Source organism: Blautia sp. ZXY-1-B12 (assembly GCF_056339915.1).
Genome location: NZ_JBWJVP010000219.1, coordinates 1 through 15,659, shown reverse-complemented (window position 1 = coordinate 15,659; position 15,659 = coordinate 1). Strand labels below are relative to the sequence as shown.

Below are 15,659 nucleotides of genomic sequence, written 5' to 3'. Positions count from 1 at the left end.
ACTATTAGTATATGCAAAATAAGTTAAAAAGTCAACTGCAATTTTTATTAATGCTTCGGCAATTAATGCTTCGGCAGTCTGCTCTTTAAAAACTCCACAAGCTCTGCCACACTCTCATCCATTGCTTCTCCTTTGTGGAGTATAAAACCAAAAATCACTTTACTGTCTCCAAGATCCAGAGGGATTCCCGGTGTAGTTCCTTCTTTGTTTTCTGACAGGTAACTTCCGCTTATATTTGCCACCTTACTGTTCTTCAGCATTTTTTCCATAATATAATCACTGTTGGTCAGCACGGAAATATCAATATCCTTCCATTGGAATGCATCTTCTTTTACAGCACCGATGTCAAAAAATTCATCCTGATAATTCTGTATAAAACGGATTCCCTCCAGGTCTTCCAGTTCTGCCCTCTCTTTGCCGGAATTGTAAAGCTCTGTCAGCCCTCCCGGATACAGCATTACATCTGTTTCATAGATAGGTTCGAAATGCATTTTGTTTTTTGACAATTCATACAGGAAATTTTCCTTCTGCTGACTGAGGATATATACAAAACCAATATCATCCATATAATCCCGGACTCTTTCCATTACGCTTTGTACACCTGCTGTTGTTACCTGGAAATGATATTTTTTTTCATAGGTTTCATTATAAAAGTCTACAAATTGATTGGCAAACCAGGAGCTGGGATTTAAAGATATCCGGATCCATTTTGTCATTCCGCTGGAAGCCATATTTTCCAGAACATTTACTTCATTTATAATTTTCGACGCATATTCATACATCTTATGCCCCTGTACTGTCAGTCTGATTCCTCTTGGCAGTCGTTCAAAAAGCTGCATTCCCAGCGTATCTTCCAGTCCCTTGATTACCTTGCTGACACTGGGCTGTGTAGAATACAGATTTTTCGCAGCATCACTGAATGAACCAGTCTGCGCACATACTACGAAATACTGTAATTGTTTTAAATCCATAAAGATTTTATCCCTCTTTCTGTTTTTATCCGCCATTAACCCTTTTTTCTATTTTGAGTTTTATCTTCATACATTCTGTGATCTGCCATAATGCGGATTTCATCGATCTTCTGGCTGTGTTCCGGATAAATGGCATAGCCACAGCTTGTATCCACGCTCAGCAGACGACCCTCTATGTTAAAAGGCCGGTCAATGACTCTTTTTATTCTTCTGACCATCATCTCACAGAATTCATCATTAATATTGCCCTCCTCAATGATCAGGGAAAATTCATCTCCACCGATACGGAAAGCATAGTCTGTCTTCCTGATACATTTGCACAATCTCCGGGAAACCGCCTTCAGCAATCTGTCCCCCATGTCATGTCCATAAGTGTCATTAACAGGCTTAAACCTGTCCAGATCCAGATAGAACATGGCAAATTTTTTATGCAGCTTTCCATTTCTTTTTAATCTTTCGGAAAGATAACGCTCATTATAAAGTCCTGTCAGTGCATCCGTATTTGCCAGCTTCTCAAGTTCATGCTTCTGCCCGATATCCTGAGCGATCAACATTACTTTGGACAGTATACTGCCTTTCCATTCCACAGGTATCACTGACATTACTTTATAAGAAGATTTGTCAAGAGTACAATATTCAAAGGTATACAGATCATCCTCAGACATAATAACCTTTCTCAGATATTCCGGTGAAAGCAGATCATCCATCTGTATATTTATCTTTTCCGTAAGTATCACATACTCTCCGGACATACGCTGAAGAAGTTCCCTGTAATCACCTGTAGGATTATAATAAGACTCATTGTTCATCTCATAATATTCATATATCCCGCTGTCCAGATTACAAACTGCAAAACGCTCTACAATCCTGGTTACTCCCTGAATAAGTTGATCCATGGCGATGTTCTGCTTTAACATCGCTCTGCGTTCTTTTTCCGCATTTTTCGAATCCGTCACATCACGAAGAAAAATCATGGCGTGTCTGATCTCTCCGTTCTCATCTGTATCTCCCTCCATCACTACATTCCGGATAATACGCAGCTCTCCGTCAAACACTGCTTTGCATTCCTGACTGAGTTCCCCTGTGATTTTTCTGAGTTCCTTCGTAATATATTCCCGGTTGTAAATCTGCGCAACCGCCTCTTTACTCTCAGGACAGACATAATTATTAAGAAACATCTGTATCAGTTCATCCCATGTCCGGCTTTTGTTGGAAATTTCCTGAAGCGAGCCCTTTACTTTCATAGATTCAAATGTATTTTCCTGAAGATCCACATAATATTCACACAGATTCATATCTGTAAAAGCCCGGTGAAAAGCAGCTTCCCTTGCTTCCTGATTCCGGGCAAAGTGAGCAGATCTGACAGATAATACCCAGATTGGCCGTCCTTTATTATCCCTGGCATCTGCCTTCACAATCCTTACCGGTATTGATAAACCTTTACTGTCTGTCAGATACAAGATGTGAGAACCCTGTAAATCATGAAGTCTTTCCGGTGAAAATATATGCTTTTGCTCATTACAGACCACACTGAGCATAGAGCCGTCTGATGCTTTCATAAATTCATCAAGGTCATCCCACCCCAAAAGCTGCAGAAAATAGTTACTTACACTCCAGATTGTCAGCTTCTCATCATAATAACCGGCGACTGTTCCCACCGGATCATTCTGTTTCAGTACATATTCAATAGCTTCCTGAACTGAAGGATTAATATCCGTATCTTCATTTGCGACATATATTTCAATCTTATTCATTTTGTTAAGCATACACCTATGCTCTGACATGATATTCTCAACCTTTCTTTAAAATAAAAGAGAATAATGCCCGCTACAATACAACAAGACATTACTCTCTGTATAAATGCAACTGGCTGCCATTTTACAGGCCCTTTAGCTTTGCGCCGCAGCCTTTCGACTGTTTTGCCGATACTGTATCTGTGTTGCCTGGTGTACCAACAAGTTGATTCACAGATACATTATATATATTATATTTTCAATCTCTTATTACTGTTTACCGTTAATATTTCCTGCACCGCTGTTTATTTGTTACTGTTTACTCCGTTCTCAGTAACGTTTATACGCTTTGTAAACCCAAATAACGACTTGCCTCTTTCAATCGTCAGATCAGGTAAACACTAATTGCAATATATTATTTGCATATCCCCGGAATAATGTCAACTGCTATTTTCCTTATTTCACAAAATTTATTCCAGATTGCAAATATCAGACATTGCATTTGTAATTTATAGTAATTAACTACGGCAGCCGAATTCAAACAAAAAACAGATCCAATATCTTATAATCAAAGATACAGGACCTGTTTTTATTATCTGAAATTCAGCCTGCAAGATTCAGCATTTTTAATAAGAACAGCCAGCTCAGGCCATAATAGGTAATTACTGCAACAAGGTCATTCACTGTTGTAATCAGCGGACCTGATGCTACTGCCGGGTCAATATTGATCTTCTTAAAGAACAATGGAATACAGGTGCCTACTGCACTGGAGATCAACATAGCCAGCAACAGTGCCACACCGATACATCCGGATACTGCATAGGAAAACAAAAGTGTTTTTCCTTTAAACAGATAAATATACAATCCGATCAGCGCAAAAGACAGAATTCCAAGAAGTCCGCCATTACACAGACCAATTCTCATTTCCTTCCACACAAGTTCCAGTTTCTGCTTACCTGTCAGAGATTCATCCATCAGCACACGAATCGTCACAGCCAGAGACTGGGTACCCACATTACCTGCCATATCAAGGATCAAAGACTGGAAGCACATAATGATCGGAAGTGCAGTCACCACCTTCTCAAAAATTCCTACCACTGAAGAAACTACCATGCCAAGTCCCAGAAGAATGATCAGCCAGGGCAGACGTTTCTTCATACTTTCTTTCAGTGGCTCCTTTAAATCCTCTTCTGCAGTCAGACCGGCCAGCTTCGCATAGTCATCACCCATCTCATCATCAACCAGGTCAATGATACTGGCAGATGTGATAACACCCAGAAGCTGATTATCGTTGTCAAGAACCGGAATAGAATCCTCAGAATAATCTTTCAGTTCTTCGATACATTCATCAATATTCTCTTCCGCATATACATATGGATAGGAAGTCACCACCAGATTCTCAAGCAGATCATCGCGTCTGGCAATGATCAGTTCTTTCAGATTAATAGCCCCATAAAATTTCTGCTGCTCTGTCACTACAAAAATAGTGGAGATATTGTCATTTTTTGCAGCCTGTTCGATCAGACTGCTCATTGCCTGCTTAACTGTCAGTTTATCTGTGATCACAATATAATTTGTTGTCATGCGGCTTCCGATCTCATCCTCATCAAAGGATGCGATCATCTCCACATCACGTCGAACCTCAGGTTCAAGCAGATCGATCAGTATTTTTTTCTTTGTTTTTTCAACTTTATTTAATACATCTGCAAGAGCATCTGTCTCCATTCTGGATAAAATGGCTGCTGCTTTTCTCACATCCATTTCATTCAGATACTCTGCTGCATTCTCCTCATCTGTATATTCAAAAATATCAGAGAGCATATCTGTATCCAGGATACGGTACAGCTTGCACCGCTCCTGTACAGTCAGTTTTGGCATTACATCTGCCAGATCATTCTCATGATAATCCTGCAGCCTTCCTCCCATAACGGCTGGAGAGGTGTTGCTGCGGATGATCTTCAGAATTTCTTTGGAATAATCCTGTACTCTTTTCTCCATTCTTTCATCCTCCGTTTTTTTGCATAAAAGCACACCAAAAGAAAGCAGTCTGTTATTTATTACATTTTACTGCCATTTCTTCCATGCTTTTTCCAGCACAATAAACTGCAGGGTATTATGCCATAACCTGCTATTCATCCGCTGTCCGTAACTGTCCGGCATCTTCGCCGGATCATTACTGCTCAATATGTAATTGCATGATTCGGGGGAATTTCATAAATACAGGATAAGAAATGAAAAAGACATCCGATCTTCCACATACAGAAACTGTCAGATCACAGACAGTAAAAAACTTCTATTTTATATGCATACATGGAAAATCCTGAAAATATATGACTACAGCAGAACAAAAACGGCTGCTATACTCATATACTCTTTTTAATTCAGATCCTGTGCTACTACTTCGCCCATGAGAATCGCAATTATCCATTCTGTTCCACCTGCCTTTTCTTTAAAATTTACGATTTCGGATATCAGACCCTGTTTTCGGGAATCTGATTTCTAACAGCAAATTTTATGCTGTTCCCTATTTTGAAACAGCATTTTTAAAATTATTTTCAATTTGCACAGTTATTGTAACCGCCCAGTAGAGAAAAAGCAACCCTGTTTTCTCATTTTTTACATTAATTTTTGTTAATGTTAACGATAAGTTTGCTTCTTTTATTCCTAAATGATAGAATATAATCAGAAATTTACAAATAATAAGATTATTGCCATAAACATGCAAGACTATAATTGATATTCACAGGAGAAAAAATATGTCATTTATCAGTGTGTTTGATGTTATGGGGCCGAACATGATCGGTCCTTCAAGTTCACATACCGCAGGTGCGGCGCGTATTTCCTATCTTGCCCAGAAAATGATCGAAGGCCCGTTAAAGAGAGCCGACTTCATCCTGTACGGCTCTTTTGCAAAAACTTACCATGGTCACGGTACTGACCGAGCTCTGCTGGGTGGTATTATGGGATTCTCTACCGATGATATGCGCATCCGAAATTCTTTTGATATTGCTCATGAAAAAGGTCTGAAATTCTCTTTCACTCCAAATGAGCAGGAAACAGATATTCATCCGAACACCGTAGATATCTGCATGGAAAATGAAAAAGGCCAGAAAATGACCGTACGCGGCGAATCCCTTGGAGGAGGCAAGGTCCGTATTGTAGATATCAATCACGTACAGGTAGACTTTACAGGCGAGTACAGTGCAGTGATCGTGATTCATCAGGACACTCCCGGCGTTGTGGCCTATATTACCAAATGCCTGAGTGACCGCAATATCAATATTGCATTTATGCGTCTGTTCCGTGAAAGCAAGGGAGAGATTGCTTATACAATCGTAGAATCTGACGGCAAACTTCCTGAGAATATCGTTCCTGCGATTCGCGAGAACCCGAATATTCATGAAGTTATGATCGTACAGATGTAAAGAAAGGAGGATTTTTATCATGGATTTTAAAAATGCAAATGAACTCTTAGCACTCTGTGAAGAAAAAAATCTTCCTATCTCAGAGATTATGCGTATCCGTGAGATTGAGCTTGGCGAAACAGCCTCTGAGATTGTAAATAAAAAAATGACACGAGTACTGGGAATTATGAAAGATGCTGCTTTCTCACCAATCAGACAGCCGGTAAAATCTATGGGTGGTCTGATCGGCGGCGAAGCCAGAAAGCTGAGTCTCCACGCTCAGGAGAAAAAAGGTCTCTGCGGAAATCTGCTTCAGAAGGCAATTACTTATGCTATGGCTACACTGGAAACGAATGCCTCCATGGGGCTGATCGTGGCCTCTCCTACTGCCGGTTCTGCCGGAATCGTACCGGGGCTGATGCTGGCAATGCAGGAACATTATCAATTCTCTGATGAAGAGATTATACGGGCATTATTTAACGCAAGTGCCATTGGTTATCTGGCAATGCGAAATGCAACTGTTGCAGGTGCGGTAGGCGGATGCCAGGCCGAGGTAGGGGTTGCATCTGCAATGGCTGCATCTGCTGCTGTAGAGCTGATGGGAGGTTCACCGAAAGAATGTACTTTTGCTGCATCTACTGTTCTTATGAACATGCTTGGTCTGGTATGCGATCCGGTCGGTGGTCTGGTAGAATATCCATGTCAGAACAGAAATGCTGCAGGTGTGGCAAACGCTATAATTGCCGCAGAAATGGCTCTCGCAGGAATCCCGCAGTTGATTCCTCTGGACGAAATGATCCAGACGATGTTTACCGTGGGTAAAAAGCTTCCTGCAGAACTGCGTGAAACTGCTATGGGAGGATGCGCTACTACGCCATCTGCATGTGAAGCATGCCATATATGCAGTTAACAGGCTGACAAATAAAAAAACTGTCTCTGTAATGCACCTATTTTCTACGTATAATGTGCATATACAGGACAGTTTTTTATTATTTTTCCAGCTTTGCCAGCACTTTTGATGTAAAATGTGTATCGAAAAACTGAACAAAAGGTCCGAATCCAAATGCACTGACCAGTGTTCCCAGTCCGACGATTCCCCCTGCAAGCCAACACACCAGTGCACTGATCGCATCATTAGATACTCTGCACCAGAAATACGGAATTTTCGGCCATTTCTCTGTCATGATCAGGGAAATACTGTCATATGGTGCAACTCCCTGTTTCGGAAGCTGGTACATGGAAATTCCAAGGCTTGTTATGATAACTCCAATAAATACGGTAACCACCTGCATTGCCATCTGATCCGGTGCATCGATCACAGATGTGATCAGGTTATAGAAAAATGTAACAAAATATCCAAGGAATAACGCATTTATGATCGTTCCCAATCCGATAAGCTTTCTTCCCCAGATAATTTCTATTACAAAAAATCCCAGATTCAGAAGAATTAAAAAACGGGCATATTCAATTCCCACACATTCTGCCAGTGCCATTACCATTCCGCTGAAAGGGTCATTTCCAAGTCCGGAAAGTTTAAATATCGCAATTCCCAGACCAAGGATTATATTTCCAATCAACATTACGACCACATACTTCCAGTTTATTTTTCTGATCCATTCACTCATCTTTTTTCCTCCGTAAAATTAACTCTTTCTATCATATCAGACAGTAAAATACTTTACAATATTCTTTCTGTAAATTGTTTTCCACTATTTTAAAATTACATTACTGTTCACTCCGTTCACAGTAACGTACCCAAAATTCATTCCAGATTGCCTGCGGCAATGGAATTTTGGCTTGTATGTCTTGTGATTTTGGCATATTCATGCCAAAACGCCTCTCAGGATAGTGGTGTGTGAACAGTTACAAAACTACTTGATTTACTCCGTGAATGTGACTATAATGAGAAAAACGTATATAGGTGTATATACACCCTTCTATACACAATAAAAACAGGAGAAAATATAATCTATGGAAAAGTTAAAAGCATTTCTCAGACGTAAAGACATCGAAATCTCCATAAAACGTTATGGAATCGATGCCCTTGGTGCCATGGCGCAGGGTCTTTTCTGCTCCCTGCTGATTGGCACGATCATCAACACACTTGGAACACAGTTTCATATTTCATTTCTGACCACTGCTGTGGCAACTGTAAACGACACCCAGTATACCGTAGGCTCTCTGGCATCTGCAATGAGTGGTCCTGCCATGGCTGTCGCCATCGGCTATGCGCTGCATTGTCCGCCGTTGGTGTTGTTTTCATTGATCACTGTTGGCTTTGCATCTAACGCATTAGGCGGTGCAGGCGGACCGCTGGCTGTATTATTTGTAGCCATCTTCGCTTCCGAAATCGGAAAAGCAGTATCTAAGGAAACCAAAATTGATATTCTGGTCACTCCACTTGTCACGATCGGTGTAGGTGTTGCCCTGTCCGCGTGGTGGGCTCCGGCACTTGGAAGTGCAGCAATGAAAGTGGGAAATATTATTATGTGGGCAACCAACCTGCAGCCGTTCCTGATGGGAATCCTTGTTTCTGTATTCGTGGGTATTGCACTGACACTTCCTATCTCATCTGCCGCCATCTGTGCTGCGCTTGGCCTTACCGGACTTGCCGGAGGAGCTGCTGTTGCAGGATGCTGCGCACAGATGGTAGGTTTCGCAGTAATGTCCTTCCGTGAGAACAAATGGGGCGGACTTGTTTCTCAGGGAATCGGAACATCCATGCTCCAGATGGGAAATATCGTAAAAAATCCACGCATCTGGATTGCACCGATCCTTACTTCTGCCATCACCGGACCTCTTGCAACCTGTCTGTTCAAACTTCAGATGAACGGTACTCCGGTTTCTTCCGGTATGGGTACCTGCGGTTTCGTAGGACAGATTGGTGTCTACACCGGATGGATGAATGATATTGCCGCAGGAACAAAAACAGCTGTCACAGGCTGGGACTGGGCCGGACTTTTGCTGATTTCCTTTATCCTGCCTGCAATCCTGTGTCCGTTCATCAACATGTTTATCCGTAAGCTTGGATGGGTGAAAGACGGGGATATGACACTTTCATAAGCAAAAACAGCTGCGTTACCTGTCAATTGAAACTGTTACTTGATAAAAATTTCAGCTAACAGTTTCAATGGTAACACAGCTGCTTTTTATTTTTCCACTTCCGTATATTGATTTCCCTGAGGATCACTCAAATTGTCATCCACATAAATTTTTCATCCCTTTGGAAATCGCCTTTCAGTGATAAAATTTTTATATTCGTACTTCTTCATCCATTTTAAGCAATGCACTCTTAGCCAGCTGATCTGCCTCTTCATTGTAGTGATTGCCCGTATGAGCTGCTATTTTACAAAAAGAAATCTTTACTTTCTTTCCTGCTTCCTGCATATGAGCAGCATATTTGCTGGTCAGAGGTGTTTTGGCTCTCCACACACCTGTTACCCACTTCTCTACACCTTCGTAATCATAGCGGATTTCCACAGCTGGATATTTGTTTTCTATGGCCCAGTTTACTGCAGTCATGGAACCAAGCATCTCTCCTGCCACATTTCGGATCGCGACTCCTGCAGAATCACTGCCACTGCCGGATTTACGGATTTCCTGTCCATCCGGTGTAAGGATCACACAACCAAAGGCATATCTGCCAATACTTTTCTCGAAACTTCCATCTACATAAGCAATGACCATATTTTCAGGTACTTCCACGATTCCTGCCGCCTCTTTTGCTTTATCACCGGATACATTTCCTGTTGTCTCCATGTTCAGAAAAGCCAATGCTTCCTCTTTCTCTGTAAATCCCCGAAACTCAGCTCCTGAATATCCGCTTACTGCCTTCTGGCACTCCGCCCATGTAGCAAAAAGTCCTGTTTTATGTCCCTTGCGTACTGCATATATTTTCTTCTTTGCCATAAAATCCTCCTGAACAATCAATATTTTGACTCACATTACTTTACTATATTTTGATTAATACTATATAATCTTTCTTTCTATCAGGCAAGTTATACAATGGAAATTTCTCAAAAAAACAACGTGCAGATACATTTTAAAATCGAGATAAATCTTCAAACCTGAAGTTATCTGTCGACTTCAATGTTTCTGCACGTTTTTTATAATAGCAGATATTTTAATCAATACCTTCTGTTAACCTGTAGCAATTACATAAAATACTGCATTCCTCTTTATCTGAATTTATAAAGCCTTATGATACAATTCCACAATATCCTGTTTCCTGGAGGATCTTGGATTTACTGCAATATTTCCGCTCTTCATGGCGTCATCTGCCATGGCATCAATCTTGCTTTCAATCTCCTCATCAGAAATCTCTTCTCCCTTCTTTGCCTGGCGGATGGCTGTGGTCAGGTCTTCCGGGATTCCGATATCCTCGTTTAATTCCCTGATGGCATCCACCAGCATCAGTGGTTCGAATTCATCCTCATATGCAGGGATCGGACTGATATAATTATAAATCTTCAGATATCTGCCATGATCTGCCAGAGCATTATATTCTGCGATCACGGGAAGAAGAACTGCATTTGCCACTCCATGTGCTACATTAAAGAAAGCACTTACCGGATGGCTCATGGCATGGACATTTCCAAGTCTTGCAAAGGAAAAGGCGATTCCTGCAAAAAGAGATCCCGTAAGCATTGCCTCTGCAGCTTCCAGATCTGTACGTCTTGCCACAAAACGGCGGATATTTCCACCGATCAACTCCATTGCTTTCTCTGCCATTGCGTCAGAAAAAGGAGATGCTGCTGTGGAAACATAAGCCTCCTCCGCATGAATAAATGCATCGATTCCGCAGGCTGCTGCCACAGATGCCGGAGCAGATGTGAGAAGTTCAGGATCCAGGATCGCATATGCAGGAAGAAGTTCATAACTGAATACCGTCAGCTTATAATCTCTGCTGTGGTCAGTGATAACAGAAAATGCCGTAACCTCTGAGCCGGTTCCCGCAGTAGTCGGGATTGCAATCAGCGGAACAATTTTTCCGGGAACCTTATGTGCCCCCTCATATTCTGTAATACTGCCGCCATATTTAGCCGTAACTCCCACTGCTTTTGCCACATCCATAGGAGAACCACCGCCCAGCGCAACGATAAAATCTGCGCCGGAATCCTTATACGCTTCTGTCGCTTTTTCCACTGTGGTGACAGACGGATTGGCTTCTACATCTGTAAAAATATCCACTGCCATTCCGGCGTCTTTCAGATAATCCGCCGCCTTATCCACAACTCCCATTTTCCGGAGAGTTGGTCCTGAGATCAGCATTGCATGAGAACCTCCAAGCTTTTTGGCACATTCCGGAAGCTTCGCCAGAGTACCTGCACCGACTGTAATATTCTGAGGAATAAAAAATTCAAATGGATTCATTAATTTCTGCCTCTTTTCCTGTATTTTTTCAATATTGCAATGTGCAGGGCATCTACCCTGCACAAATTCAAAACTCTGTTACCCAAAATAATTCCTAGAGCGTGTCTGAAAAAGGCTTTCTGCAAGATGTGCGACACAATTTGTGGGATATTTTGCCCGGATGAGGGCGCCGTAGCGGGCTACGGCAACTGAATTCGGGTGAAATATCCCGCAAAGTGGGGCGTGCAGATTGCGGGAATGATTTTTCAGACACGCTATAGTACAGCGTTTCGTAAATAACTATACCAATCGCGTAGGATGCGGATTCGAGTGTGCTGGTATAAAAACGCAGGCGTAGCGGGCTACGCTGAGGCTTTTAGACCTGTGCAATCGGATTCGCAGACAAGTGAGTGGTATAGTTATTTCGAAAACGATGTACTAGCAATAATTGTCATGTCATTTATAGCGTTATGCCATAGAGGAAAGCACCCTGTCAATAGCCGCATCGATTACCACATCAAGCTCTTCATCATCAGCCTCCGGCATAAGACTTGCTGCATCCTCATCAGAGATCAGTTCAATAAGTTTACCAAAGTCTTCTTTATATTTACGTTTACAGATCGCATAAAATACAACTCCAAGTAAGCTCCAGCCGCCTACCATGATCCATTCCTGAAATACCAGACTTCCACCGGAACCCGGAATACAGTAAACCAGAAGCATCAGCCCTGACATGACTACTGCCATAAAACCTACAAATTTGTAGTGGCCTACTTTGTAAGGTCTTGCCATATCCGGTTCCTTTTTACGAAGGATCAGGAAAGAGACAGAAACCATACAGTATGCAAGGCAGCATCCGAAGTTACCTGCATCACAGATCCAGACCATCATTGTTCTTCCTGCAAAAGGAGCCAGCATAGTCAGGGCACCGATCAGATACAGAGAATTAACCGGAGTTTTGTGCTTCGGATGAAGCTTTGCAAAAAACGGAGGAATCATGTAGGATTCTGCCATAGAGTACATGGCACGGGAACCGCCAAGGAGGAAGGAGTTCCATGATGTAATAATACCACACATTCCACCTACAATGATAACCTTGGCCATAATCTTTGTCCCGAAAGCCTTGGCCATGGCATCTGCCGTTACAAGTCCTGTTCCCTGCTGAGACTCAATGATCTCTGCCGGATTCAGGATATAACCTACTGCAAGAATAACCAGTGCGTAAAATACAACAGCCAGCACAACAGAGAGGATCATCATTTTACCGATTTTTTTCAGCGGAACATTAATCTCCTCTGCTGCCTGTGGGATAACATCAAAACCAATAAAGAAAAACGGAGTGATAACTGCAACCTTAATAATACTTTTCATTGCTTCACCGGTACCGTTTCCAACAAACATCTGTCCCTGAAGGTTATCCACACTTCCTGTAACCACAGAAGCCACGATCAGAATAATTCCGGCACCGCCGATAATACAGGTAAGAACAGTCTGCAAAACTGCTGCAGTTTTTGCTCCATTAATGTTGATTATCATAATAAGAAAAGCAATCACAATTGCCACGATCAGCCAGGATGCATAAACATCAAAGCCTGCAACTGTATAGAGATATCCTTTCAGGAACCCCGGACACAGATAAGTGATGATTGTGGGAAATGCACATGCCTCAAAGCAGGCAACACTTACATATCCAAGAATAATCGCCCAGGTACAGATAAAAGAACCTGTAGAACCCATTGCCCTATAGCTGAATACGTGCTCACCACCACACTGAGGCATGGCTGCTGTAAGCTCTGCGTAAGTCAGACCTACAAAGAAGATCATGATTCCACCGATTGCAAATGCAATAGCTGCACCAAGCACACCACCGGATTCAATCCAGTTACCGGAAGAAACTACCCAGCCCCAGCCGATCATGGCGCCAAATGCAATTACAAGTATGTCCCATGCACCAAGTACTTTGTCAAATTCTGATGTTTTTTGTTCCATAGGTCAGGCCTCCTTTTTTCCGTATTTTTTTGCGATCAGATCTTCCAGATATTCTGCTGTTCCCTGAATTCCCAGAAAATCACTGTTAATAAGAATATCCCTGTTATGTCTGTCACCGCGGTTACTTCCTGTCAGTGCCAGATGTCTCTTATGATAACGTTTATCCTTCTCATCCAGCAGAAGCTTTGCATCCTTTTCCGAAAGATTATGGCTTTCCATAATGTTATGAATACGAACATCATTAGGTGCATAAATAAATGCTCTCACCAGCTGGATTCCTTCTGTATCTTTCAGAATATAATCTGCAGACCGTCCTATGATCACGCAGGCTTCTTTCTGAGCCAGCTTCCGGATAATCTGCTTCTGTACATGAATGGCGCGGTCTGTCAGATCCGCATATTTGGAAAAGGAACCTCTCACATCACCCTGTGCACCTTTACCTGCGATGGTTCCGCCTTCCTCTACTCTGTCCATAATGTCTGTAGGGATGCCTACCTCTTTGATAATCTCATCCACAAGATCACGATCATAAAACTTAATCCCCAGATCCTGTGCAATCTTCTTACCGATGGCATTGCCCTTGGCTCCATATTCGCAGCCAATCGTAATTACCAGATGTTTCATGCTCTTCCCTCTCACACTCAAATTTTTATCAGATTCTCAAACATTCGAAATCCGCTGATTTGCTATGTAAATCGCTACTTTCTCATGTTTGGCAGGTCCCAAGTTCAAAAGTCTTATCGTGCAGGCACGAACGACTTTTTGACCTTTTGTCCCTGATATCATAAAAGGGCGCACGAATATAATTCGTGACGCCCTTGTCCTTACTGTATCACTCCGTTGCCGGATTTTTATTTTTCCAGAGATTTAATTGTATCTTCGATGATTGCTACAGCTTTGTCGCACTCTTCTTCTGTAACAATAAGCGGTGGGATCATACGGATGATATGCGCTCCAATAGCTGTGATCAGAAGATGTCTGTCAAGACAACCATGTTTTACATCCACTCCGCCGATAGTATCATCAAATTCCACACCTACCAGAAGTCCCTGATGTCTTACTTCTTTTACATGAGGAAGCTTCTCAAGCTTAGCTGCAAAGTAATCGCCAACCTTCTTTGCATTTCCAGCCAGATCTCTGTCCAGAAGCTCATTCACCTCAGCCAGTGCAGCTGCACAACTTACCGGATGTCCGCCGAATGTAGTTCCATGGGAACCTGCTGTGAAAGCTTTTGCAACCTCTGCTGTTGCACAGATGGCACCGATTGGCATTCCACCGCCCAGAGCCTTTGCCATAGATACGATATCCGGTTTGATACCATAATTCATATAGGACATAACAGCACCTGTTCTGCACCATCCTGTCTGTACTTCATCGATCAGAAGAAGCATATCGTTCTCATCACAGAATTTACGAAGTCCCTGCATGAATTCCATTGTTGCAGGATGTACGCCACCCTCGCCCTGTACAGGCTCAACCATAATGGCAATTGTGTTCTCTGTACATGCATCCTTAAAAGCCTGAAGGTCATTGTACGGTGCATAGGAGAAACCATAAGTCATAGGTCCGAATCCAACCTGGCATCCATTACCCGGCTGACCTGTTGCAGACATGGCACCAAAGGTTCTTCCATGGAATCCCATCTTTGCAGTTACGATATGATAACGGTTTGGACCATACTTTTCAATACCATATTTACGGGCCATTTTGATCATTGCCTCGTTAGCCTCTGTACCAGAGTTCTGATAGAAAATCTTGTCCATTCCGATTGTTTCACAGACTTTCTCAGCAAGCAGCGCCTGCGGGATTGTGTATGGATAGTTGAATGTATGCATAATATCATCTAACTGATCCTTTGCAGCAGCTACAACCTTCGGATTACAGTTTCCTGCGCTGTTTACTGCAATACCTGCGTAAAAATCAAGATATGGAGTTTTATTCTCATCATAAATGTACATGCCCTCTGCTGTCTCTGCAAGGAAATCAAATCTCTCATAAGTCTCGATCATGTACTTGTTTACTTTGTCCTTAATGTCCTGAAAAGTTAATCCTGTGTCTTTTAATTTCATAGCTGTGCCCTCCTGCATCCTTAAGATAATAAAAAAAGCAAAGACAAACTGACCCGTATGGGTAAGCGCCTTTGCTTAACTTTTTCTGTGTATTATTTTGTACATCCTTACAATATCACTGCCCTTATGATTTGTCAACAT

12 protein-coding genes, 2 pseudogenes and 1 riboswitch are annotated in these 15,659 nt (G+C 42.1%); of the genes and pseudogenes, 4 read left to right on the top strand and 10 right to left on the bottom strand.

What is annotated here, in order from left to right; all coding sequences use genetic code 11:
* Positions 1–62 precede the first annotated feature (62 nt).
* The 3 genes from AC075L_RS14465 to mgtE form a co-directional block, all read right to left on the bottom strand.
* Positions 63–971 (bottom strand): LysR family transcriptional regulator, encoded by a 909-nt coding sequence (locus AC075L_RS14465; RefSeq protein WP_055150775.1) that lies wholly within the window; start codon positions 969–971, stop codon positions 63–65.
* A 35-nt stretch (positions 972–1,006) separates the two neighbouring features.
* A complete protein-coding gene (locus tag AC075L_RS14460; RefSeq protein WP_227567390.1) occupies positions 1,007–2,737 on the bottom strand; it encodes a sensor domain-containing diguanylate cyclase in 1,731 nt (576 codons plus the stop codon).
* A gap of 92 nt (positions 2,738–2,829) precedes the next feature.
* Positions 2,830–2,905: riboswitch (cyclic di-GMP riboswitch) on the bottom strand.
* A gap of 402 nt (positions 2,906–3,307) precedes the next feature.
* Positions 3,308–4,702 (bottom strand): magnesium transporter, encoded by a 1,395-nt coding sequence (mgtE, locus tag AC075L_RS14455; RefSeq protein ID WP_055150772.1) that lies wholly within the window; start codon positions 4,700–4,702, stop codon positions 3,308–3,310.
* Between the two features lie 758 nt (positions 4,703–5,460).
* Between mgtE and sdaAB the strand changes: the two genes are divergently transcribed.
* Both sdaAB and sdaAA read left to right on the top strand, forming a co-directional pair.
* A complete protein-coding gene (gene sdaAB / locus AC075L_RS14450; RefSeq protein ID WP_025577539.1) occupies positions 5,461–6,129 on the top strand; it encodes an L-serine ammonia-lyase, iron-sulfur-dependent subunit beta in 669 nt (222 codons plus the stop codon).
* A gap of 19 nt (positions 6,130–6,148) precedes the next feature.
* Positions 6,149–7,018, top strand: a complete 870-nt coding sequence (gene sdaAA / locus AC075L_RS14445; protein WP_055150769.1) for an L-serine ammonia-lyase, iron-sulfur-dependent, subunit alpha — start codon at positions 6,149–6,151, stop codon at positions 7,016–7,018.
* Between the two features lie 79 nt (positions 7,019–7,097).
* Here sdaAA and AC075L_RS14440 read toward each other — a convergent pair whose 3' ends face one another.
* Positions 7,098–7,733: a YczE/YyaS/YitT family protein gene (locus AC075L_RS14440; protein ID WP_008706774.1), complete on the bottom strand. Its 636-nt coding sequence runs from the start codon at positions 7,731–7,733 to the stop codon at positions 7,098–7,100.
* A gap of 346 nt (positions 7,734–8,079) precedes the next feature.
* On the opposite strand from AC075L_RS14440, the gene AC075L_RS14435 reads away from it, so the two are divergent.
* Complete coding sequence (locus tag AC075L_RS14435) at positions 8,080–9,171, top strand: PTS sugar transporter subunit IIC (protein WP_118613869.1); 1,092 nt, start codon at positions 8,080–8,082, stop codon at positions 9,169–9,171.
* Positions 9,172–9,360: 189 nt separating this feature from the next.
* On the opposite strand, the gene AC075L_RS14430 is transcribed toward AC075L_RS14435, so the two are convergent.
* From AC075L_RS14430 to AC075L_RS14420, 3 genes and pseudogenes are all read right to left on the bottom strand, one after another.
* Positions 9,361–10,017: a ribonuclease H1 domain-containing protein gene (locus AC075L_RS14430; RefSeq protein WP_022380084.1), complete on the bottom strand. Its 657-nt coding sequence runs from the start codon at positions 10,015–10,017 to the stop codon at positions 9,361–9,363.
* 279 nt (positions 10,018–10,296) lie between these two features.
* Complete coding sequence (locus AC075L_RS14425; protein WP_062808000.1) at positions 10,297–11,481, bottom strand: iron-containing alcohol dehydrogenase; 1,185 nt, start codon at positions 11,479–11,481, stop codon at positions 10,297–10,299.
* Positions 11,482–11,559: 78 nt separating this feature from the next.
* Positions 11,560–11,670, bottom strand: a pseudogene (locus tag AC075L_RS14420) (DUF6783 domain-containing protein); the annotation flags it as partial.
* Between AC075L_RS14420 and AC075L_RS14415 the strand changes: the two are divergent.
* Positions 11,620–11,760 (top strand): annotated as a pseudogene (locus tag AC075L_RS14415) (DUF6783 domain-containing protein). The pseudogenes AC075L_RS14420 and AC075L_RS14415 overlap by 51 nt on opposite strands.
* A gap of 168 nt (positions 11,761–11,928) precedes the next feature.
* On the opposite strand, the gene AC075L_RS14410 reads toward AC075L_RS14415, so the two are convergent.
* The 3 genes from AC075L_RS14410 to AC075L_RS14400 all read right to left on the bottom strand — a co-directional run bounded on the left by AC075L_RS14410 (position 11,929) and on the right by AC075L_RS14400 (position 15,518).
* On the bottom strand, positions 11,929–13,449 hold the full coding sequence (locus tag AC075L_RS14410; RefSeq protein ID WP_118613871.1) for an APC family permease: 1,521 nt from the start codon (positions 13,447–13,449) through the stop codon (positions 11,929–11,931).
* A gap of 3 nt (positions 13,450–13,452) precedes the next feature.
* Positions 13,453–14,073: a cytidylate kinase-like family protein gene (locus AC075L_RS14405; RefSeq protein ID WP_020993570.1), complete on the bottom strand. Its 621-nt coding sequence runs from the start codon at positions 14,071–14,073 to the stop codon at positions 13,453–13,455.
* Between the two features lie 227 nt (positions 14,074–14,300).
* On the bottom strand, positions 14,301–15,518 hold the full coding sequence (locus AC075L_RS14400) for an aspartate aminotransferase family protein (RefSeq protein ID WP_008706795.1): 1,218 nt from the start codon (positions 15,516–15,518) through the stop codon (positions 14,301–14,303).
* Between the last annotated feature and the right edge of the window lie 141 nt (positions 15,519–15,659).